The sequence below is a fragment of the Chitinophaga sp. G7 BAM 1005 genome, from assembly GCF_057126945.1.
Genome location: NZ_CP181478.1, coordinates 3,156,859 through 3,179,820 on the forward strand (window position 1 = coordinate 3,156,859; position 22,962 = coordinate 3,179,820).

Genomic DNA, 22,962 nt, shown 5'->3' on the forward strand with positions numbered 1-22,962 from the left:
GTATCACGACTGGGTTAATCGGCGATGATAATTTATTTGTCCGAGATGGTAATTAAGATGTGTACTCAGGTGTACCAGGAAGTGCCCGGTAGACATGGCGCTTGAAAAAACCTTTTCGGGGTAAGTTTTCTCAAGATCTTCCGCTGTTAAACCGGCTATAACGGTAAGGATTACACGACGGGTGGAACTGATCAGCACCAGCAGGTCTTCCGTGGGTATATTCCGGGCGCTGAATTCCAGTTCCCTGTTGCGGACATACCCCGTTTTTCCCAGTACCGCGCCTATATAATGTTGCAGATTACCACAGAGATGCAGACAGAGGTTTCCTGCAGCATTTGTTATACCGGGAGGAACCCGCCAAATGCCTGCTGCTGTTTCATATGCGGCTATCTCTTCTTCCAGTTTGCTGAGATCCCGCTCAAATAAATTAATCAAAATTCCGGTTAGCATATGCTAAAGATAGGAAAAGCAGGGAATCATCTAAAGTTTTCCCTAAACATAAACTAACATGTTTTTGTTTAAAGTGCATAACTCAACAGGATGACTAACAATATCAAACGCGAACTCACTCCCTTCCAGGAGAAATGGCATACTATCATTTTTGAGGCGGACACACCGGCAGGAAGGGCTTTCGATATTATCCTTCTCGTTGCCATCCTGATCAGTGTTGTTATTGTAATGATGGAAAGCGTGATGCCTTTGCAGGAGAAATTCGGGCGCCTGTTTCATATACTGGAATGGATATTCACTATTATCTTCACCCTTGAATATCTCTTCCGGGTATGGTGCAGCTACCGCCCAAAGGCTTATATCACCAGCTTCTACGGGCTTGTTGACCTGCTCTGCATTCTACCCACCTATGTGGAAGCTTTTTATGGCGGTGCGCATTTCCTGCTCACTATCCGGATACTACGGCTCATGCGTATCTTCAGGATATTTAAACTGGTTCCCTTCCTGAATGAAAGCAAACAACTGTCGCTTGCTTTACAACAAAGCAAGCGTAAAATATTTGTTTTCCTTTTTTTTATTGGATTATTAACCGTTGTTTTAGGCGCTATCATGTATGTGATAGAGTCTGAGCACAATTCGGGATTCACCAGCATCCCGGTAAGTGTGTACTGGGCAGTAGTTACACTAACAACCGTGGGTTACGGGGATATTGCGCCTATAACACCGCTGGGACAAGCATTTTCAGCGCTCATTATGATAATGGGTTATGCAATCATAGCAGTGCCTACAGGGATCGTTACAGTAGAGATGAGCAGGATACGTAGCCGTGAAGACGTAGACCGGAGAGTTTGTCCGCATTGCATGCGTGAAGGACACGATGCCAATGCGGACTTCTGCAAATACTGCGGCAATAAACTCTGAGTAATTAATTTACACTGAATAATGGCTGTACATCCATCATCGCCTTCTGGTAAGCTGCATCAAAAACTTCCCATTTACCGGAAACACCGATGCGTACAGTGCGGCCATCTATCAGGTCAAACTCGGCCACTTTTTTATTAAACCCGTGTTTAGTTCTTCTGAAATCCGTAATATCGGACAGCTGAAATTCCAGGGTGATCTTTTTACGGGTAAGCAACCAACCAATGATACCAAATAAAAGAAACATCATCATAGGCTTTGATTCAAGAACAATTCTCTCATTTGTAATATACAATGTACCTTGTTTTGCCTGAAAGTTGTTTTTGATGTACACACCATTTACTTTGAATAACACGGTTTCCTTTGGGTTAAGGGGCCATTTAACTTTAAACTGCTGCATGGTAACTAACAATATGGTTAACCGCAAAAATATAATTTTATTGTGAATCTAAACGGCAAATATGATCCTTACTTCGCTACTTGATAATGATTTCTACAAATTCACCATGCAACATGGTGTTATCAAATTGTTTCCGAAGGCCCGTGCCCGTTATACTTTCATTAACCGCGGACAGCACGCATTTCCGCCGGGTTTTGCTGAAGCCCTCCGGGAAGCAGTGAATAACATGCAGGAACTGCAACTTACCCCGGAGGAAAAAGAATACCTGGCTGTTACCTGTCCATACCTCGATCCCACCTACCTCGATTTTCTGCAGGGCTACCGCTATAATCCTGCTGAAGTACATATTGCACAACAGGGCGAAAACCTGGAAGTACGTGCAGATGGCTACTGGTACCGTACCATCCTTTGGGAAGTACCGCTGATGTCGCTCATTTGTGAACTCTACTACCAGTTAACCGGCCAGGAACGGGTAGCCGATGAAGAAGTAATCCGTATTACCCGGGGAAAAATTGAGAAATATAAAGAGATGGATATTACTATCGCGGACTTTGGCACCCGGCGGCGGCATTCCCTCGCCGTTCATAAGCTGGTGGTGAAAACGTTGCGCGACTATGGAGAAGGCTGTTTTATTGGCACCAGCAATGTACACCTGGCCATGCGGAATGGCGTAAAGCCCGTGGGGACCCACGCACACGAATGGTTTATGTTTCACGCAGCTAAATACGGCTTTAAGATGGCTAATATGCTTGGATTGGAAAACTGGGTACAGGTATACCGCGGGGACCTGGGAATTGCGCTTTCAGATACCTATACCACGCCTGTTTTCTTTGAGCAGTTCGATAAAAAATTCGCCCGGCTGTTTGACGGTGTGCGGCACGACAGCGGCGATCCTATATTATTTGCAGACCGCACTATTATTCACTATAAGGGCAAAAACGTAGATCCACTCAGCAAAACCATCATTTTCTCGGACGGCCTTAATTATGAGAAAGTAGCAGATATCGCCGCCTATTGCCGGGGAAAGATAGGGATGTCGTTTGGCATCGGTACCAATTTTACCAACGATGTAGGATTAACAGCCCTGAATATTGTAATTAAGATGTATGAGGCCCTGCCCGAAGATGCTACCCGGTGGACGCCTGTTGTGAAGTTGTCTGATGTAAACGGGAAATATACCGGCGATCCCAGGATGATTGAACTGGCAAAGGAAATGCTGGATATTTAACAGCAGACCGTTTCCGGATTTGTTTGGCTGCATATTACAGGTAACAAATCCGGAAACCGTCACTTACCAGTTCCCCAGGCCGATACCTGTATCCCCTTCAGCCACATTCCCGGATTCAAAGCCTTTCTTAAACCAGAACATTCTTTGTTCGGAAGTTCCGTGGGTAAAAGCATCCGGTACCACCTGGCCGGTACTGGCCTGTTGAAGCCGGTCGTCGCCTACCGCGCTGGCGGCATTCAACCCGGATTCAATATCGCCCGGATCCAGGAAAGGCCTGATCTTATTGGCGCGGTTGGCCCAAACGCCGGCAAGGAAATCCGCCTGCAATTCCAGCATCACCGATAATTTATTGTATTCCTTTTCGCTGAGCCGGGAACGCATGGATTGTAACTTATTACTGATACCCAACAGGTTCTGTACGTGATGCCCTACTTCATGTGCAATCACGTAAGCTTTTGAGAAATCGCCCTTTACACCAAATTGCTGCTCCAGTTCATTGAAGAAAGAAACGTCCAGGTATACTTTACGGTCGGCCGGGCAGTAAAACGGTCCCATAGCTGATTCCGCAAAGCCGCAACCGGAATTGGTACCTTTTTCAAAAGACACCATACCCGGTACTTCGTAGGTTTTGTTCCTCTCCTGGAATCCCTGCTTCCATACCCGTTCGGTACTGCGGAGTACCTTGGAAGACATCACCTCAAAAGGACTTGCATTTTCCTTCGTGAGTTTTTCAGATGTTCCGGCCTGTTCCTGGCCAGGACTTACCTGCTGAACTGCCTGCATTATCTGCTGCGGGTCCTGCTTAAAGATCAATGCCAGCACTATAATGACAATGGTGCCAATACCGCCGCCAACACCGATTTTGCGCATGCCGCCACCGGTCCGTTTCTCGACGTTTTCGCTCATTTCTTCATCATCAAGACGCATAGTAGATTTTAAATTTAAGTGGTGAAGATTCTTACCCCGAATGTACATTTTTCATCGTTAATTCCACTCTTTTCCCCCAGGGTAAACAAAAGCATTTTTTACCTGTTAAATAGTCATTGCCATTCCTCACTTATAAACACCCCTGTGTATGAAAATAAAGCAGATCCTCCTCTCCGCCAGGCCCAAAGGATTACCTGTAGCCAGCAACTTTGAAATAGTGGATGCCATCTTGCCGGAACTGCAGGAAGATGAAGTAATGGTAAAACCACTTTACTTTTCCGTAGATCCGTATATGCGTGGCCGTATGAATGACGCAAGGTCCTATATCCCCCCGTTCCAGGTGGGCGAGCCTATTGAAAGCGGCGGCGTGGCAGAAGTCACCAACAGTAAAAGCGCCCTTTTTAAAGCCGGTGATAAAGTAATGGGCAGCGGTCCCCGCCCCTTCCTGCCCTGGGCAACAGCCGCCATTTTTCCTGCCGGCCATCTCCGTAAAATTGATGACAGCATCCCGCTTACTTATTATCTCGGTCTCCTCGGCGTACCTGGACTAACCGCCTACTTTGGTATGGTCGATATCGGCAAGCCCAAAGCCGGGGAAACGGTGGTGGTATCCGGTGCTGCCGGCGCGGTAGGCATCATTGTAGGGCAAATTGCGAAAATAATGGGTTGCCGTGCAGTAGGTATTGCCGGCGGCGCCGAAAAGGTAAAGATGCTCACAGATATTTTTGATTTCGATGCCGCCATCGACTACAAAGGCAACGCCAATATGGATGCTGCCGTAGCTGCGGCCTGCCCTAATGGCGTAGATATTTATTTCGACAACGTAGGTGGCGATATTTCCGACGCTGTGATCAAACACCTCAATTTCTTTGCACGGGTACCGCTATGCGGGCAGATTGCGCTGTATAATTCCACGGAAATACCCGTGGGGCCACGTATCCAGCCCCTTATGGTAACCAGGAGCATCCTTATGCAGGGCTTTACTATCGGCAACTATTCCAGCAGGTTCGGCGAAGGTTTCAAACAATTGTCGGAATGGGTAAAAGCCGGGAAAATAAAATATACCGAAACTGTGGAAGAAGGATTTGATCATTTGCCATCAGCACTCCTCGGATTATTTTCGGGAAGAAACAGCGGTAAGATGGTAGTGAAAGTGTAATTTTGAGTATGACAAATGCAGTTGTTCACACCCGCGTTAAAAAAGTAGCCGCCGGAAATATCACTGATGCCAGTGATACGCTTGCTACAGAAGATCCACTCGAAATAAGACTGGTGCATGGGCCTTCTCATAACCGCCGGCAGCAGAACATTTCTGTTACCATGCGTACGCCTGGTGAGGATATTGAACTGGCCGCCGGCTTCCTGTTTACAGAAGGGGTGATCGGTAACCAGGCTGCCATCCAGGAAATCATTTTGTCGGAAAATGATAGCGGCAGCGTTGCTACCGTTCATCTGAAACCTGCCATAGTAGCTCAACTGGGCAATACCCAGCGGAATTTTGCCGCCACGGCCGCCTGTGGTGTGTGTGGCAAAACTGATATTGCCGCCATTCATACAGGCGTTTCCGTTAATCGCACTTCCTTACGCCTCACGGCCGGACAATTATTCGGGCTGCCTGCTATACTGCGTAATGAACAGGCGCTGTTTGAATCTACCGGCGGATTACACGCCGCCGCTCTCTTCAACCGCAACATGGAATTACTCCTGCTGCGGGAAGATATTGGCCGCCACAATGCGGTGGACAAACTCATAGGCGCCGCCCTGCAACAACAGTTAACACCGCTGGATGAATGTATCCTGCTACTCAGCGGCCGTGCAGGATTTGAGCTGATACAGAAAGCCGCTATGGCAGGGATACCTGTTATTGCCGCCATAGGCGCCCCTTCCAGCATGGCAGTAAAAATGGCCGTTGAATGGAACATTACCCTGCTGGGATTCCTGAAAGATCAACGTTTTAATATTTACAGCGGAGCAGAAAGAATTGATGCTTAATTAATAAAATTACCTTTTATGGATAGTGCAGAAAACCCGGTGCGGTTCACTGGTATCAGACTGGAGCCACCCAAACAAGTAGCAGCAGGCATTCCTGCAGTAGTGTCCAGCATGCGGCACATCCTCCATGAAATGAATGCCTTTCGTGGCATGAAAGCACTCCTGGAACTCAATCAGAAAGATGGATTCGATTGCCCCGGCTGCGCATGGCCCGATCCCGATGATGAAAGATCCGGCATCGCGGAATATTGCGAAAATGGCGCTAAAGCCGTTGCGGAAGAAGCCTCTACAAAAAGAGTGACACCTGACTTTTTTGCGCAGTACAGCGTCGCTGATCTAGGGGAATTAACGGATTACGAAATAGGCAAGAAAGGCAGGATAGCGCAACCTATGCACCTCGCTCCCGGCGCCACACATTATACTCCCATCGCCTGGGCAGACGCTTATAAAATCATTGCCGGTCATCTTCATAAATTATCCTCACCGGATGAAGCCGTATTTTATACCTCCGGCAGAACCAGTAATGAAGCGGCTTTCCTCTACCAGTTAATGGTCCGCGAATATGGCACCAACAACCTGCCCGACTGTTCCAATATGTGCCACGAATCCAGTGGCGTAGCCCTGAGTGATGCTGTTGGAATAGGTAAAGGATCTGTTACCCTGGAAGATATACATGAGGCAGAAGTCCTTATTATATTAGGACAAAATCCCGGAACCAACCACCCGCGTATGCTCACGGCTTTGCAGAAGGCAAAGGCCAACGGCGCTACCATCATATCGGTAAATCCTTTACCCGAAACAGGTCTGCTGAATTTCCTGAATCCGCAAACCATTAAAGGGGTATTAAATATAAAAACGCATCTCACAGATATTTTTCTGCAGGTAAAGATCAATGGAGATATGGCCCTGCTGAAAGCCTTGTTGCTGCTGATGTTACAGGAAGAAGAACGTGTGCCCGGCAGCGTATTCGACCAGGAATTTATAGCCGGAAATACCCAGGGCTATGAGGATTATATCGCCCATCTGAAAACGCAGTCGCTCCCGCAATTGATAGCCGATAGCGGCGTAGCGCCCGAACTGATACAACAGGCGGCACAGACCCTGTTCCATAAAAGGAAGATCATTGCCTGCTGGGCAATGGGACTCACCCAGCACAAAAATGCAGTAGACACGATCCGCGAAGTGGTGAACCTGCTGCTGCTGAAAGGCAGTATCGGCAAGCCCGGAGCAGGTACCTGCCCGGTACGCGGGCATAGCAATGTGCAAGGCGACCGGACGATGGGCATTTATGAACAACCTTCTGCTGAGCTCCTCAATAAAATTAACGCTGTATACGGATTCCAGCCGCCACGGGCACACGGCTACGATGTGGTACATGCCATCAACGCCATGCACCACGGAGATGCCAAAGTGTTTATGGCAATGGGCGGCAACTTTCTCTCCGCCACACCGGATACGTTGTATACCGCGGAAGCACTGCGTAGCTGTGATCTTACCGTGCACGTATCTACGAAATTAAACCGCAGCCATGTTGTGCATGGCAAAGAAGCCCTGATACTGCCCTGCCTCGGCCGCAGCGATAAAGATATCCAGCATGGCGAACAACAATTTGTGACCTGCGAAAACTCTATGGGCGTCATCCAGATGTCCAAAGGTAACCTGCAACCGGTATCCAACGATATGAGAAGCGAGCCCCTTATCGTCTGCGAACTGGCCATGACCCTGCTCGGCGAAAAGTCGCGCGTACCCTGGGCGGACTATGCCCGGCACTATGATCACATACGCAACGATATTGAAAAAGTAATTCCGGGTTTCGATAATTATAATAAAAGGGTGAGGCATCCGGGAGGGTTCTATCTGCCCAACGGTGCGCGGGATGGACAGTTCAATACCTACAATGGCAAAGCCAATTTCAACATCGCGGATGTATTAACCACACCGCTGGCCATCGACGAGTATATGATGATGACCATTCGCAGCCATGATCAGTTCAATACTACTATATACGGGCTGGACGACCGTTACCGCGGTGTGTACCATGAGCGGCGGGTGATATTCATGCATCCTGCGGATATTGCCGCTGCCGGATTCCACCCGGGCGATGTGGTAGATCTCTATAATTATCACGGTGGCAAAGAACGTGTAGCATATGGCTTCATTATTGTATCTTATCACATACCTGAAAAATGTACCGCCACCTATTTCCCGGAAACCAATGTACTGGTGCCGGTAGATAGCGTAGCAGATAAAAGCAATACGCCTACATCAAAACTGGTGATTATCAAAATAAAATCATCGACTATAAAAAAATAGCGCATGCAACCCATTATATGGCAGGCATTATTATGGCCGGCAACTGAATATTTTACCCTGCAGGAAAGTGGAACGGGGAAGCTCGCCACCGGTTGTATCAACGGAGTAAGGAATCAACAACCATTTTGTATTCATTATAAAATTGAGATCACAGCATTATGGCAGGTGTCGTCCTTTCATATTAAACAGGAAGGACTCACGCCAACAGAACTAAAGCTCACTTCCGACCTGCATGGCCATTGGTTTGATAAAGATAATAACCACATCGACGCATTTGATAATTGCATCGACATTGATATTTCACTGACTCCTTTTACCAATACACTACCGGTAAAACGACTCCAATTCGAATTACAGGAAAGTAAACTGCTGGATATGCTGTACATCAACCTGCCGGAATTTGAACTGCAGAAAGTACAGCAACGCTATACCCGCATTGGCCAGCACGAATACCTGTATGATAATGTATCCACAGATTTCACGGCAGAACTGCCTTTTGATGAAAATGATATTGTGAAAGATTATCCCGGGATCTTCCAACGCATTACTTATTAAAGAGCAATGCCGTTTCACGGACCAGCTCCGCAAAAATATCTGCAGTACTCCAGGCACGCGCTTTTCCGGCTGCCTGTCCGGCCCACATATTTACAAACGCAGGATTACCCAGCTCCCTGGCTACTTTACGGATCGGCTGCGTTAACGCATCTTGGTAAGGATACTCACTGATGGGTAGTCCGGAGGCTTCAATTTCCGTGATCAGGGTATTGCGGACGCCTCTTGCCCAACGACCGGATAATGCGCGGGTAAGCAGTGTACCCGTGTCCGTTATATCGGCCAATGCGGCTTTATGTGCAGGTGTAGCAAGGCTTTCATGGGCCTTGAGGAACAGGCTGCCCAATTGAACCCCGGCGGCGCCCAGCATTTTTGCAGCGGCTACTCCCCTGCCATCCATTATTCCCCCGGCGGCAATAACGGGCACGTGTACACGATCTGCCACCTGTGGTATCAACGCGAGCGTGCCTACCTGCGGCAGCCTCCCCGGCAGGAAAGAGCCACGGTGCCCACCCGCTTCAAAGCCCTGTGCAATCACCACATCCGTTCCGGCTGAAGCGAGTACGGTGGCCTCTTCCACCGAGGTGGCTGTTCCCATCAGCAGCACATGATGCTCCTTCAGCAGCCGGAACCCATCTTCATCAGGCATCCCAAATGTAAAGCTCACATATTTGATACCGGCTGCCAGGATAAGCGGCAGCTGGTCTCTCCATGAATAAAAAGGTACTTCGTCGAAGTTCACCGGTGCAGCGGCAAGCCTGTTGGCGCCATACAGGAATTGCAGGAACTCCTGCATATCTTCAAATATCTTCCGGTCGTAATGTTCCGCTGGCTCATAAACAAAGAGGTTCACGGCAAACGGTTGTTGTGTTAATCCTTTTACCTCCCGGATCAGCGCTGTTATTTTCTCCGGTGGCAGTCCGCCTACCGGTAAGGACCCCATTCCCCCGCTATTGCTCACGGCGGCTACCATCGCCGGCGTGGTGATTCCCAACATAGGCGCCTGTATCAGCGGATAAGTGATCCCCAGCATACGGGTCAGTTCATTCTTCCATTCCATGACACAACGGTTTAGTATTATAAATTTACGGAATGACGAGCTTTCCGGTGCATGATTTTAGCGGAAGTTCAGCACCGTGGGTGCGCGTAGTGCAGATACATCAAAGCGAAAATCAACGATCGTGGTAATTTCCAGCATCAGCTTGTTCATGGGGGCCGGCGCATTGGGATAATAGTAGCCGGAAACTTTGATCGTGTTCAGCGAGAGGTTTTCATTACGCACCCGGAAACCGCCTCCCAGTCCGAGGTAAACCGGGTTGCGGAGCAGGTCATCACTTTTGTTGGTGATCATGGATGCCTGTAGCGCCGTAAAGAAATTGAATTTGAAACCTAGGAATTTCAGGGGACTGTAGTACACGGTTTCTGATCCCAGGTTTAGGCGTTGAAAGCCATTGATCATAGTATTCCTGTACCCCCAGATGCCGTATTCCATATTGATGTTGAGCGGCTTATTAAAAAACGGGTTAGGGCTGTTGAGGTAATCGATGTTCAGGAACTGGCGGAACCGCGATTTCCGGATATTCAGCAACCGGCTGTAATATTCCAGGCGGGCATGTATTACGCCGTCTTCCCAGGCGTTGTTGAGCCAGAAGGTGCTAAGACCGATGGTAGAATTAAAAAGTCCCTGGTTCCTGGTGGTCCAGAATTTCTGTGCTTCAATACCGGTGTAGATCCTTCTCCGGTCTTTCCAGCTTTCCCAGCCGCTGGTGGCGCTGATATTGTATCCCAGGGGAATATCCTCTGTACGGCCAAAGCCAAAAAAGTAGTGGGCTTTAAAGTAATCGATGCGGTAAGCCTGTAGTTCCAGCAGGTAGAGGCGGTGATTATTATAAACGGGATCGTCTTTATACCTTAGCTGGTCCGGCTTTCGCTGAAAAGATAAGTTATAGTGCCTGGCCAGCACCGCAAAATTGGGCTTTTTCCCGATGGTGCCATCGTGTTTATAGTTGTTGATGAAGTTATAGCCGATCCACCCGTCTATCACAGAATATACATAGTCGCGGTAAATGCTGTCGCCGGATTCCGGTAATGATCCGCGGATATTAATGGACCAGTTCTTTGACAGTGCAAAACCGCCCACCACCTTAGCAGAGTTGCGGTACAACGGTTTATTGAAATTAATAAATACCGCGCCTTCAAAGGCGTTGGTATCCAGCTGGGCATAGTTATTCAGGGTGGTATAGCCGAGGCTCATATCTATGAAAGATCCCAGCAGGTTGTATTTTGTATACCTCATTTCCGTGTTCCAGGTGGGGGAATAATCGGAACGCCACTGCATGCCAACTCTAAGGCCCTGTCCTGCGCCAAACAGGTCATTGTTGGATACATTAGCCCTGATATCTTTGGCGCTAAACTGTGAAATGTCTACGCCATATTCAAAGAGATCTTTTGTCACCACTTCCACGTCGATGGAATCGCCGGCGGCGTTTTTCACATACAAACGGGCATCTTGTATAAACGGCCGGTTACGCAGGTAACGTTCATTGTCGGCCATTTCAAAGGGATCCAGCGGTTGATCTTCCCGGAAGAACAATGACTGCCGGATCACCCATTCCCTGGAATCGTAGTGCATACGGTTGGCCAGGTGGATTAGCTTCATGCTGGTGGTGAAGGTGGTATCATTGATATTACGCGGACCAAAAACCTTTACTTTTCTATAGTAGATATTTCTGATCACTTTGCCCGCAAAGGGGGTAAAATACGCCTCACTTTTGATGATGGTGCTGTCGTTATCATTGGAATGTACCGGTTCGTCCTGTTTGGTAATACGTTTTATCAGCAATTGACGGTACTCTTTATTGCGCATAGAATCGCGGTATTCCCCGATTTTTTTGAAGAGGCCACTACTTTTATGGGGGATAGTGTCCGCTGCAAGCGGGAACTGTTGGCCTTCTGCGTATAAACAGACAGGACTCTGCAGGCCAATCAGCCAGCATAAGACAGTTAGTGTAGGCCATATTTTGAAATAATTCCTCAAATCTAGCAGCAGGTAACAAGTATATCGAAAAAAAATGAAATAGTAACAACCGCAATTATTGTACTTACCGGAATGATAATTGTGTAAAATTGAACGGATTACCTGGAAAAGTGTTACAGATATTAATATTATTTGTTCACCTTAAAGTTCTCGTTATGTTACGCTGGGCACTCATCTTTTTTATTGTAGCTATTATCGCAGCTGTATTTGGTTTCGGAGGCATCGCCGCCGGAGCAGCATCTATCGCCAAGATCCTCTTTTACATTTTCCTGGTGTTATTTGCTATTTCTTTACTGACAGGCATGCTGCGAAAATAGGTGTTGAACCGCCTTCGGCGGTTGTAAATTGTCTTGGAGCCGGATTACGCTGATTATGCTGATTTCCTTGAATTATTTTTTGGATCTTTTAGAGGATTCTGGGAGATAAAAGCGAATAAGTCGCTTTTATCTCCCAGAATCCTCTAAAATCAGACCTGATCAAATCAAATTAATTAGTATAATCAGCGTAATCCTGAGTCAGACAAAATCCACAAACTACTTCATGATGCTGGTTTCCCAGCCGTCATATTCTGCATTCACCTGCTGGGCCAGTTCCCAAAGGCTCATTACCACGCTGTCGATGGTGGCCTCACTGGCTTTGTCGGAGCGGGAAATGCATAATTTATAGGGAAATTCAGGGTTGTCTGTTTTTTCTTCTCTGGCCAGCGCAAAACCATTTTCCTTGATATGCTCCCAGTAAGCAATTTTATCTTCCTCTGTTCTGAAGTGGATCCAATGCTCAATGATACGTTCTTTTTCTGACGCATCCCCGTGCTGGCGCAGCATACGAAGCACCTTCCTGTTTTGAATGCGCTGAAATTCGTATACATCAGGAAAGAGAAAATCAAAATATAGTTCCCAGTTATTATCTTCCTTTACGCCGTAGTCGTAACGGTAATCAGGAAAATTAACCATTGCATCCGCAATGAATTTGTCATGCAGCAATGTGGTGCCTGAATAAAAGTAAAAATCACGTACGCCATTTGAAAAGGTGCGGCCTACAAAATGCGCATCCAGTTTGGTTTGCAGTTGCTCCACCAAACTGTCCTCAATTTCACCCATGACGGCAAATTCATCGTTCTGCGGGAATCCGTCCTCACGTGGATTGTTAAGATATACCGTTATATATATGGCATTCGGCTTTTCCTTTAATGGTGCAAATCGTCTCAGATCAAGGTCAAGGCCTATTACTGCTGGACTTTCTTCAATATGGCACGTATAAATATCCCAGTCCGGTCGGTAATCCTTATGCATATAAAAAAATTAAAATAACGCAACAGCTGGCTGTAAAGATACGTAGCTCTGTAATACAATAGAAACGATAAACTTGTATTGACCTCTTTTTTATCCACAAAAATTAGCGTATGCTATGCGTTGGCCTCCACTCAATTATGCCGGTTTAAAAACAGGCTTAACACTAATTAACACTTGTGGTATTTTCTCTGCATATTCCTACAACCGGCTACCACAAGGAATCCTGCGTAATTATGTAGTTGAAACAGCGGACTGTAAAGGGTTCCAACCAACCTTTCATCCTAAAAACAGGTGATTCTTCATTCATAAAAGGTAATTTTACAGGGCTATAAATTGTTGGAAGCTATTATGAGAAAAATTGTATCGTTAATTACAGGCTGGCTGTTATTGTTTTGTATTACTGCTGTGGCGCAACAACCGGGTGGGAAAGCCGCCTCCGCCAGCACGGGCGTTATTTACGGCAAACTGCTGGATGCACAAACCGGCAAACCTATTGAGTACGCATCTGTAGCGCTGTTGCGCCCTGACTCCTCTGTGCAGACAGGTATGCTCTCCAAAACCAACGGGGACTTCAGTTTTGAAAATATTGCGCTGAGTAAATATATCCTGAAGATTAACTTTATCGGGTATGAAACCGTTTATAAAACTACGGTGCTGTCTGACAGAACCAACAGTGTAGACATCGGTAATATCAAACTGAAAGCGAATGTAAAATCGCTCGCCGCCGTGAATGTAGTGGGCGAGAAACCAGCCTTTACAATGGCTATCGACAAAAGAGTATTTAATGTAGAAAAGAACCTCGCCAGTATCGGCGGTACCGCCACTGATGTACTGAAACAAGTACCTTCTGTGAATGTGGACATCGACGGAAACGTAACCGTGCGCAATGGCGCTCCCACCATCTTCATTGACGGCCGCCCTTCTACCCTCACACTGGACCAGATCCCCGCAGACGCTATCCAGAACATTGAAGTGGTCACCAACCCTTCCGCCAAATACGACGCAGAAGGCATGAGCGGGATCCTCAATATTGTGCTGAAGAAAAATAAGAAAGCAGGCATCAACGGCGCTGTCAATGCCGGCATTACTTCACTCGGCAGCACCAATGTTGGTGTCGACTTCAACCTGCGCCAGGAGAAGTTTAACTTCTTTATCAATTATAATCTCCGTAACCGCAAATCACCTATGACCAGCCGCCTTTTCCGTAAAAACCTGGGGGCTGATACCACCTCATATACGGAACAGCTGGAAGACGGTGACTTCTACCGGAAATTCCAGACCGGCCGCATCGGGTTCGACTGGTTCATCGATAACCGTAATACCATCACGATATCTGAAAATATCACCGGCGGTAATTTCAACCGGTATAATAATCAAATATTAAATGAGCTGGACGACAAGCAGCAGAAAGTACGCTATGGTACAGGGATCAACAATACACTGAACGGATTCCGCAACTACACTACACAATTGGGTTATAAGCACACGTTTGCCAAAGAAGGAGAAGAACTGACCGCAGATTTCACCTATAACTATGCTACCGGCAACAACAGTTCCGATTATTCCCTGCAATATTTTGATCTTTCCGGCCGGCCGATCTATGATCCTAAAAAGCCCGAACTACGCTATGGCAGCGGAGAAGGAACTACCAAATATATTACCGCCCAGGTGGATTATGTAAAACCGCTGACAGAAAAATCCAAAATTGAAATGGGGCTGCGCAGCAACACCCGCCAGTTTGATAATTTTACCAATACCTATGGCCAGAATTATCCATCCGGCGATTTCTCACTGGATACAGCACTCTCCAATAGTTATCACTACCAGGAACAGATCAACGCGGGTTATGTAAGCTACACCGGCGCTAAAGATCATTTCGGCTACCAGGTTGGCTTAAGGGCAGAACAATCGAACTACGACGGAGAAACGAGACTGGGGCAGAAATCTTCCTATAAGATCAATTATCCCATCAGCCTGTTCCCGAGCATTTTCCTCTCGCAGAAATTTAAGGGCGATCATGAGTTGCAACTCAACTATAGCCGCAGGATCCGCCGGCCCTGGTTCCGCGATCTGCTGCCCACCATCGACTACAGCGGGCAAAGCGCCAGTACCGGTAATCCGCAGCTGAAACCGGAGTTCACCAACTCCTTTGAATTATCTTACCTGAAAGACATTGCGCATAAACACAACCTGCTGGTATCCCTATACTACCGCAATACCAACAATGCCATCACTGATTTTTATGTAGATACCACTCTCAACCTGAACGGGCAGGATCAGCATGTATTGCTCTCCTATCCTATTAATGCCAGTACCCGGAATTCATATGGCGCAGAATTTACGCTGAGAAGTCAGCTTACAGAAATATGGGACCTGACCACCAACGTAAACCTGGCACAAACAAAGATAGACGCTACCAGCAATGGCAGCAATCTTTCTAACCAGGGACTTACCTGGTTTGGTAAATTGAACAGCAACACCAAACTGCCGTGGAACCTCACTTTCCAGGTGAGCGCTGAGTATGAATCTAAACAAATTCTGCCACAGGGCGAAAGAGAGCCGAAATGGTCGGCCGATGCTGCCATTAAAAAGGACCTGCTTAAAAATAAAGCATTGTCCATCTCCCTCGGGATCGCGGATATATTCAATACCGATCGTAATCTTACCTATACCACTACCAGCTTTTCCGAGCAGGAAAATTACCGTAAACGCGCCACCCGTGAGCTGAGACTCAACGCCACCTGGCGCTTTGGTAAAATGGACACGCATCTCTTTAAAAGAAAGAATAACAAGTCCAAAGAAAACAACAACGGAGAAATGGGTGGAGGTGATAATTTTTAATTCGTATTTTGTCGTTTGTAAACGACACTTATGGATTCTATTTATCATACTATTACCCTGCGGTTTCTTGCTGAACCATCAGATGTAAATTTCGGCGGGAAAGTACATGGCGGCTCTGTTATGAAATGGATTGACCAGGCAGGGTATACCTGTGCGGCCAACTGGAGCGGGCAATATGCCGTTACGGTATACGTAGGGGGGATCCGTTTTTTTAAACCAATCTCCATCGGCGACCTGGTGGAAATAGATGCGAAAATCATTTATACCGGCAATACCAGCATGCATATTTCTATTGATGTATTTGCGGGCAATCCGCGTCAGCAGCAGAAAGCAAAAACCACCCACTGCGTAATGGTTTTTGCAGCTGTGGACGATCACGGCAAAACCGTGCCTGTTCCTAAATGGACGCCACAAACTGCCAACGAAATAAGTATGGAAGGCTATGCAAAAAAACTAATGGATCTGCGGAAAGATATCGATGAGGAGATGAGACCCTACATGTAGTGGAGATCGCCTTCGGCGATTTAAATTGTCTTGGAGCATGATTAAACTGATTATATTGATTAGCTTGATTTTTACTTTTTGATTTTATAAAGGATTAAGGGAGATAAAAGTGAATATATCCGCTTTTATCTCCCTTAATCCTTTATAAAATCACATATGATCAAATCCTTAAAATCAGTATAATCAGTTTAATCATGCTCCAAGACAATTTAAAAGCGCCGAAGGCGCCTAACTTGCGAACTGCATATCGCTCAGCGTCCGGTACAGGCCATCCAGTCCTATTAATTCGCTGTGTGTACCTTCTTCCACAATATGCCCTTTGTCCAGTACAATTATTTTATCGGCCTGGCGTACAGTAGCCAGCCTGTGCGCAATTACGATCGAGGTCCGGCCTTCCATCAGCTTGTCCAGCGCGTCCTGCACCAGTTTCTCTGATTCAGAGTCCAATGCAGATGTAGCTTCATCCAGTATCAGGATGCGGGGATTCTTCAATACCGCCCTTGCTATGGCAATACGCTGCCGCTGTCCGCCGGAAAGTTGTATTCCCCTTTCCCCCACCACTGTTTGAAGACCTAACGGGAACCGCTGTATGAATTCCCAGGCATTGGCCTTTTTCGCGGCTTCCTCCATTTCTTCAGGAGTGGCGCCAGGCTTGCCATAGGCGATATTTTCTGCAATGGTGCCGCCGAAAAGGAACACATCCTGGGGCACCACCGCCATTTGTGAACGGAGCTGCGACAGCGGAAATGCGGTGCTTTCCTTGCCATCAAAGAGGATGCTGCCGCTTACCGGATCGTATAGGCGTAGCAGTAAGGACACGACCGTACTTTTCCCGGCGCCGCTGGGGCCAACCAATGCCACCTTCTGATCGGCATATACATCAAAGGAAACATCGTTCATGATAGTAAGATCCGGACGGGAAGGATAATGAAAGGATACATTGCGGAAGCTGATTTGCCCGTCCAGCTGGTTTTCCGGTGCAATGGCCGTTACCGCGGTGATATCTTCCGCAGGTTCATCCAGTATTTCCAGCAGGTGTTCCGTAGCGCCGATGCTCTTCTGCAGGTTGGTATATACTTCTGCAAGCCCCGCAATAGATCCGCCTATGAACAGGGAGTACAGTACAAATGACAGGAGGTCTGACGTAGGCATACCGATGGAAACGCCTCTCCAGATAACGGCTACCAGTGCACCAAAGATGCCCATGATGATAAAGGAAGAGAAGGCCCCGCGGAATTTCCCGCTTTTCATACCCAGCCTGGCTGCTTCATTGGTGCGCTGCCGGTAGCGGGCAATTTCAAAAAATTCATTCGCAAAAGCCTTTACATTCAAAACGCCCTGCAATGTTTCCTCCACCACGGTGTTGGAAGCAGCTACCTGTTCTTGTACCTGTTTGGAAAAACGACGGATAAATTTGCCAAAAACCACGGCGGCTACCATCATCAGTGGTAAAATGGCCAGCATAAAAATGGTCAGATGCGGCGAGGTAACCAATAAAATAACCACTCCCCCGATGATGATAATCATCTGCCGGATAAACTCTGCCAGGGTGGTGGTAAACGTTTCCTGTAAGAGGGAAATATCTGAGGAAATACGGCTGCTAAGCTCTCCCACCCTTCTTTCCAGGAAAAATTTCATCGGCAGGCGGATCAGATGGCTATAAATAGTTTGGCGAAGCGTTGCCAGTGTTTTTTCTGTTACATTAACGAATAACACAATGCGAAAGAAAGAAAAAATGGCCTGGGCCACCAGTACGCCAATCAGCAGTACGCCGGCTTTATTCATGCCATTAAACAAGTGTTCATTGCTTTTCGGATCTACCAGGTTACCCAATAGTTTCGGGAAGGCCAATCCGGCTAAACTTGAAATCAGGAGAAAAATAAGACCTAACGAAAACTCAGGCCAGTAGGGTTTTACATAACGGAAGAGGCGGAATGTTTTTTTCAGAGCGGCTACCTTAATGGGTTGCTTTGCCGCCGGGGTTGTGGTGTCGTTTTGCATTCGGATATAATCTTTATTGATAGAGGTAGACGAAACGTATCCAAATATATTGCAAAAAGCGGGATAAAATCTATAATGCCTCCGGGGAATCGCTTTCCGTTACAGGAAATACAAATACCAGAGGCATTATAAGTACGGCTAAGGCCGTGGTCTGTTTTTGGATGAATCGCCGGCGCCTGTCCCAAAGCGGGAAGAATCTTCCCCCGGATTGATGGCTCCCGGAGGCGCCTGTGCCGCAGGTACAGTGTCCTGTTGTATCATACCGGCCGTATCGGTGGTGTTTACCGTTGAATCGGTCCCGGACTTATTACCGTTTCCGCATGCAGCGAGCATTAATGCCGATATACCTGCCAGCATGAGCATGTGTGTTACTTTCATAAACTGAGTGTTTAAGGGTGAGGTAATGCGTTTATATCAGTTAACAAAGCGTCCTCCTTAAACAGGCGTAACAGTTTACAAACGGGTTGAATCCGGTTTGGTTTTAGTGGTATCTACAGGTATAACGCTGGTACTGTCTACCGAAGGCATGGATACAGCGGCGGAATCGGCTTCCTGGCCGGCCTCTTTGGAACTGTTACACGCAAAGAGAAAAAAACTCAGGATACCGGCTAAACAAAGTACCACGCATGATTTATAGAAAAAGGCTTCCATTGTTGATTTTTTTATAGTGATAGATAGATTGTATTTATAACAGACATTAAAGCAAGCAGTTCAATATCCTGTTACAATTGTTAAAGGAAAGAATTGTGCCAACACGTACATTTGCAGGTATATATTTTCAGACAATGAAAGATGTATTGCATATCGTAGAAGAAGACCAGATACTGAAAGTGCTGATAGCATTGGTAATGGGTGCATTACTGGGTCTTGAAAGAGAATATAAACGAAAGGCGGCAGGCATGCGTACCATGACGTTGATATGCATGAGCAGTACCGTATTCACGATACTTTCTGCTGAATTGGGATATCCACATTCGGCAGACCGTGTAGCCTCCAACATCCTTACGGGCGTGGGTTTCATCGGAGCGGGCGTTATTTTCAAAGGGGATTACAGCATAGATGGCATTACCACTGCAGCATCTATCTGGATTGCCGCCGCCATTGGCATGGCCGTTGGTATGAGTCAATACCTGCTGGCTGCTTCAGCCCTTGCCGGTGCGCTGATTGTACTGATTATACTGGAATTTGTAGAAAGAAAAATTGCGGACATAAATGTTAAACGTTATTACACAATTTTTTTTCATGAAGAAAAATTTCCACATATAGAGGTTGAAAATATCCTACAGGGGTTTAACCTGAAGTATAAAAGAATGATGATACTAAGAAAGGACCATATTGTGGAAGTAAATTACGCGGTGCGGGGCAGCCACGAAAACATGGAGCAGTTTGATAATTTCCTGCTGACTAACAGCAACATCTCCCAATACGAGATACAGGCCAACCCATCGTAAGATCTTTAATTGAAATATTATGCCATCATATGCAGATCTGCCTTTACATTACGGCCAGGTTCCACCCTGGCTGGCAAAGCGGATGAGCCTTCTGGGCGGCGCTATTGTAGAGGCTATTGTGACCGATTACGGTAAAGGAGAAGTGGTTAGAAAACTCAGTGATCCCTGCTGGTTCCAGGCGCTGGGCTGCGTGTTGGGTATGGACTGGCACTCTTCAGGCATTACCACCAGCGTAATGGGCGCCCTGAAAAAAGCAATCAATCCCCGCTCTGCTGAACTGGGTATCTATATCTGCGGCGGTAAAGGGCGCCACAGCAAACAAACGCCGGCAGAACTCACTGCCATTGCCAACAAAACCGGCCTGCCCGGCGACCAGCTCGTGTACAGCAGCAAACTTACCGCTAAAGTAGATAACACCGCCGTTCAGGATGGCTTTCAGCTTTACCTGCATTCCTTCATTTTGTCAGATGAAGGCGAATGGGCAGTAGTGCAACAGGGCATGAATGATGCGAGCAGTATGGCCAGGCGCTATCATTGGCATTCGTCGGCCTTCCAATCGTATACTGAAGCGCCCCATACCTTTATCTATGGGCGTAACCAGGGCAGGATCCTTAATCTCACCGACTTACAGGCCGGTGCTACCAAAACAGGGATCCTTCAGCTTACAAAAGAAAAACCGGCGCACCTGCTGCCCGAAATACGCAACCTCATAATGCCTTCCCATCATGATGTGAGAGCAGAAAATGTAAACCTGAAAAGACTGGGAAGCGTGCTGGCCCTGGCACACGATACCAACCCCGCAGATTTTGAAACCCTCCTGATGCTGGAAGGCGTAGGCCCCAGAACGCTGCAGTCGCTTACGCTGGTGAGTGAAGTGATTCATGGCACTCCTTCCCGGTTTGAAGATCCCGCCCGCTTTTCGTTTGCGCATGGAGGCAAGGATGGTCACCCTTTCCCTGTACCCACGCGGATCTATGATGAAACCATTCATACCCTGAAGGAAGCGTTGCAAAAAGCTAAGGTCGGGGAATCAGATAAGAAGGATGCCATCAGAAAGCTATCGGTACTTTCGCAGCAGATTGAAAAAGATTTTGAGCCCAATACCAATTTTGATAACGTAATAGAACAGGAACGCCGTGATTCCTGGAGATACGGCGGCAGAACCGTTTTCGGAAAAGCTGTAAAACCTTCCGCACCCAAAGGCGGCGACCAGTTAACCCTTTTCTGAGCAGAAGATAAATAACGGAATCCATGATCAATTACAATAGACTTACCGTTCCGGAAGTCACCATCATGCAAAAGGAATTAAAAACTGGCGCATAACGCGGTTAACCAATTCCGGACGAACGTAATACCCAAAGGTTGGACCAGCCTTTGAACCAATACTGCATCTGTCCGACTAGAACTTTATCCACGCAATATTCGCTTTTTTCTCCAGGCCCTTTCTTGAAACCAATACCGTGGCATATATCCGCGTTTGTGCGTTATAGTCTGCCGCTCCCATCATACACGCATATCCCTTCGTTACTTCCGGCGCACCGAAAAGAAACAACCGGTCCATCTTTCCTTTATAAAAACGGTAGCAAACAAAGTTTGCATCTGTTGCATATTTCAGGGGCTTACGCACTTTATCCTGTCCGCCGGTATCGAGGTACTGGAGATAGTCGTTGAAAAGTACAAAGGATACATCGGGCACGGGGATATAGTCGTACGACAACCAGGTGTTGGTATTCAGCGCGGCGATCTTATTGCGAAACACCCATTCACTTTTACTGCGGCGTTGCAACTGAAAAGGTTCACAAACACCTGTAATCACCTGGTATTTGGAAACGGCCAGGGTGGAATTCTCCCTTCCTGCCGTATCCAGTAAGGTGATCCCGATATCACCAAGATTAGTGTGCAGTTTGTTCAGCTGGGAATTGCCCTGTTTAAAAAATGAGAGACTTTCCATCAGCAGGGTGCTGCTTCCATCTTCGTTCAGGTATAACCGTTGTGGTGTGCCTGTATATTCCTCTTTATAATTCAGGTTTTGCTGCACATTACGTGAAAGCTCCGGAAACGACAGCTGCACGTGCTTCTTCAGTTTACCGGTAGATTCCAGGAAAGTATTCATCATTATGCCCGTGTACCCTTCTTTTTGTTTGGAAGATACATAGAGCAGCAGCCGCACCTGTGAAGCAGCCACCTGGATTTCTCCGCCTACATTTCCAAAACCGGCGGTATAATCCAGCACCTCGTGTGCAAACGTAGCCGAATCGGGTGATAACATGGAGAAGAGTACCTTCGCCGCTGCGTCGTCTTTTCGTTTGGCATTAAAACCCACTGTGCCCAGGTATACTTTTTCTTTTCCCTTCACAGCCATGTTGATATAACTGAAATAGCTATACGAAGAATCCGGCAGATAAAACAATCCGCTGTTAATGATTTCATGAGCCGGTGAAAAGTGCAGTACGCGGATGCGTTCATGAGCGCTGTCGTTTTTCTGGATAGTTGCACCCGAAAACAGGGCTACTGCATAGTAATCGCTGTAGGCATCTTTCTCCACATACATATCATGGGAGGCGAGGTTGTCATCTACAAATACGCTGCGATGCTGTATGGTAGGCAGTTCCCCCAGTTTGTCCTCCCGCAGTAACTTCCCTGTTTCCCCATCCAGTACCAGGCGGTACATCACGGGATTGTACTTTACAAGTTGCTGTAAAAAGAGTACCGGCTGACCGTTTATTTCAAAGATGCCATCTATTTCGGTAGACTCCAGGTCGGCCGCATTCCATTGCTGCGCGTGCACGGTATCTGTCGCTTTCAGCGCCCGGGCTGTGTCATAAATATTTACCAGCAGCCCGTCCTTTTTGGAGAAATGCAGGTATACCGTGTTACCATTCCTCAACTGCATCAGTTTATCCCAGCCATCCCCCGGCCCGGCAAAGTCGGGTCCCAGGGTTACTACCGGAACCTGGGCTATGGAGAAACTGGTGATCAGCAAAGCACCCAAAAGAGCGGGCCATCTCAAATAGTTCATCATCTTACTAATTAATAATTTCAAATATATGAAA

The 22,962-nt window shown here is 47.2% G+C and carries 21 protein-coding genes; 11 read left to right on the plus strand and 10 right to left on the minus strand.

Annotation, left to right across the window (positions count from 1 at the left end; translation table 11 throughout):
• Window positions 1–3: 3 nt before the first annotated feature.
• Window positions 4–435: a DinB family protein gene (locus tag ACMXI2_RS12475; protein ID WP_483781901.1), complete on the minus strand. Its 432-nt coding sequence runs from the start codon at window positions 433–435 to the stop codon at window positions 4–6.
• Between the two features lie 105 nt (window positions 436–540).
• Between ACMXI2_RS12475 and ACMXI2_RS12480 the strand changes: the two genes are divergently transcribed.
• Window positions 541–1,371, plus strand: a complete 831-nt coding sequence (locus ACMXI2_RS12480; RefSeq protein WP_483781902.1) for an ion transporter — start codon at window positions 541–543, stop codon at window positions 1,369–1,371.
• A gap of 4 nt (window positions 1,372–1,375) precedes the next feature.
• On the opposite strand, the gene ACMXI2_RS12485 is transcribed toward ACMXI2_RS12480, so the two are convergent.
• Complete coding sequence (locus ACMXI2_RS12485) at window positions 1,376–1,798, minus strand: hypothetical protein (RefSeq protein ID WP_483781903.1); 423 nt, start codon at window positions 1,796–1,798, stop codon at window positions 1,376–1,378.
• Between the two features lie 34 nt (window positions 1,799–1,832).
• Here ACMXI2_RS12485 and pncB point away from each other — a divergent pair, with 34 nt between their 5' ends.
• A complete protein-coding gene (gene pncB, locus ACMXI2_RS12490; protein ID WP_483781904.1) occupies window positions 1,833–2,999 on the plus strand; it encodes a nicotinate phosphoribosyltransferase in 1,167 nt (388 codons plus the stop codon).
• A 63-nt stretch (window positions 3,000–3,062) separates the two neighbouring features.
• Here the strand turns inward: pncB and ypfJ are convergent, their stop codons facing one another.
• Window positions 3,063–3,926 carry a KPN_02809 family neutral zinc metallopeptidase gene (ypfJ, locus tag ACMXI2_RS12495; protein ID WP_483781905.1) on the minus strand — a complete coding sequence of 288 codons (864 nt, stop codon included), beginning with the start codon at window positions 3,924–3,926 and terminating at the stop codon, window positions 3,063–3,065.
• Between the two features lie 148 nt (window positions 3,927–4,074).
• Here ypfJ and ACMXI2_RS12500 point away from each other — a divergent pair, with 148 nt between their 5' ends.
• The 4 genes from ACMXI2_RS12500 to ACMXI2_RS12515 are packed head-to-tail and all read left to right on the plus strand — an operon-like array spanning window position 4,075 to window position 8,786.
• Entirely contained in the window at window positions 4,075–5,085 is a 1,011-nt protein-coding gene (locus ACMXI2_RS12500) for an NADP-dependent oxidoreductase (RefSeq protein ID WP_483781906.1), read from the plus strand.
• A gap of 8 nt (window positions 5,086–5,093) precedes the next feature.
• Window positions 5,094–5,918, plus strand: a complete 825-nt coding sequence (gene fdhD, locus ACMXI2_RS12505; RefSeq protein WP_483781907.1) for a formate dehydrogenase accessory sulfurtransferase FdhD — start codon at window positions 5,094–5,096, stop codon at window positions 5,916–5,918.
• An 18-nt stretch (window positions 5,919–5,936) separates the two neighbouring features.
• Entirely contained in the window at window positions 5,937–8,231 is a 2,295-nt protein-coding gene (locus tag ACMXI2_RS12510; protein WP_483781908.1) for an FdhF/YdeP family oxidoreductase, read from the plus strand.
• A gap of 3 nt (window positions 8,232–8,234) precedes the next feature.
• Window positions 8,235–8,786, plus strand: a complete 552-nt coding sequence (locus tag ACMXI2_RS12515) for a putative glycolipid-binding domain-containing protein (protein ID WP_483781909.1) — start codon at window positions 8,235–8,237, stop codon at window positions 8,784–8,786.
• Here ACMXI2_RS12515 and ACMXI2_RS12520 read toward each other — a convergent pair.
• Window positions 8,776–9,843 carry an NAD(P)H-dependent flavin oxidoreductase gene (locus ACMXI2_RS12520; protein ID WP_483781910.1) on the minus strand — a complete coding sequence of 356 codons (1,068 nt, stop codon included), beginning with the start codon at window positions 9,841–9,843 and terminating at the stop codon, window positions 8,776–8,778. The two genes, ACMXI2_RS12515 and ACMXI2_RS12520, sit on opposite strands and share 11 nt — an antisense overlap.
• A 57-nt stretch (window positions 9,844–9,900) precedes the next feature.
• Entirely contained in the window at window positions 9,901–11,649 is a 1,749-nt protein-coding gene (locus ACMXI2_RS12525) for a hypothetical protein (RefSeq protein WP_483781911.1), read from the minus strand.
• Window positions 11,650–11,975: 326 nt separating this feature from the next.
• Here ACMXI2_RS12525 and ACMXI2_RS12530 point away from each other — a divergent pair, with 326 nt between their 5' ends.
• The gene (locus ACMXI2_RS12530) at window positions 11,976–12,137 is read left to right on the plus strand and encodes a DUF1328 domain-containing protein (protein ID WP_483781912.1); all 162 of its coding nucleotides are present in this window, start codon (window positions 11,976–11,978) and stop codon (window positions 12,135–12,137) included.
• A 216-nt stretch (window positions 12,138–12,353) separates the two neighbouring features.
• Here the strand turns inward: ACMXI2_RS12530 and ACMXI2_RS12535 are convergent, their stop codons facing one another.
• Complete coding sequence (locus ACMXI2_RS12535; protein ID WP_079471908.1) at window positions 12,354–13,112, minus strand: DUF695 domain-containing protein; 759 nt, start codon at window positions 13,110–13,112, stop codon at window positions 12,354–12,356.
• Window positions 13,113–13,460: 348 nt separating this feature from the next.
• Between ACMXI2_RS12535 and ACMXI2_RS12540 the strand changes: the two genes are divergently transcribed.
• Window positions 13,461–15,953: a TonB-dependent receptor gene (locus ACMXI2_RS12540; protein ID WP_483781913.1), complete on the plus strand. Its 2,493-nt coding sequence runs from the start codon at window positions 13,461–13,463 to the stop codon at window positions 15,951–15,953.
• A gap of 30 nt (window positions 15,954–15,983) precedes the next feature.
• On the plus strand, window positions 15,984–16,457 hold the full coding sequence (locus tag ACMXI2_RS12545) for an acyl-CoA thioesterase (RefSeq protein WP_483781914.1): 474 nt from the start codon (window positions 15,984–15,986) through the stop codon (window positions 16,455–16,457).
• A 228-nt stretch (window positions 16,458–16,685) separates the two neighbouring features.
• Here the strand turns inward: ACMXI2_RS12545 and ACMXI2_RS12550 are convergent, their stop codons facing one another.
• The 3 genes from ACMXI2_RS12550 to ACMXI2_RS12560 form a co-directional block, all read right to left on the minus strand.
• On the minus strand, window positions 16,686–18,458 hold the full coding sequence (locus tag ACMXI2_RS12550; protein WP_483781915.1) for an ABC transporter ATP-binding protein: 1,773 nt from the start codon (window positions 18,456–18,458) through the stop codon (window positions 16,686–16,688).
• A 138-nt stretch (window positions 18,459–18,596) separates the two neighbouring features.
• Window positions 18,597–18,836, minus strand: coding sequence for a hypothetical protein (locus ACMXI2_RS12555; RefSeq protein ID WP_483781916.1), 240 nt, complete (start codon window positions 18,834–18,836; stop codon window positions 18,597–18,599).
• A 75-nt stretch (window positions 18,837–18,911) separates the two neighbouring features.
• Window positions 18,912–19,109, minus strand: coding sequence for a hypothetical protein (locus tag ACMXI2_RS12560; protein WP_483781917.1), 198 nt, complete (start codon window positions 19,107–19,109; stop codon window positions 18,912–18,914).
• Window positions 19,110–19,243: 134 nt separating this feature from the next.
• On the opposite strand from ACMXI2_RS12560, the gene ACMXI2_RS12565 reads away from it, so the two are divergent.
• Complete coding sequence (locus ACMXI2_RS12565) at window positions 19,244–19,909, plus strand: MgtC/SapB family protein (protein WP_483781918.1); 666 nt, start codon at window positions 19,244–19,246, stop codon at window positions 19,907–19,909.
• A gap of 19 nt (window positions 19,910–19,928) precedes the next feature.
• Window positions 19,929–21,137 (plus strand): DUF763 domain-containing protein, encoded by a 1,209-nt coding sequence (locus ACMXI2_RS12570; RefSeq protein ID WP_483781919.1) that lies wholly within the window; start codon window positions 19,929–19,931, stop codon window positions 21,135–21,137.
• A 171-nt stretch (window positions 21,138–21,308) separates the two neighbouring features.
• Here the strand turns inward: ACMXI2_RS12570 and ACMXI2_RS12575 are convergent, their stop codons facing one another.
• Window positions 21,309–22,931 carry a hypothetical protein gene (locus ACMXI2_RS12575; RefSeq protein ID WP_483781920.1) on the minus strand — a complete coding sequence of 541 codons (1,623 nt, stop codon included), beginning with the start codon at window positions 22,929–22,931 and terminating at the stop codon, window positions 21,309–21,311.
• Window positions 22,932–22,962: the final 31 nt, after the last annotated feature.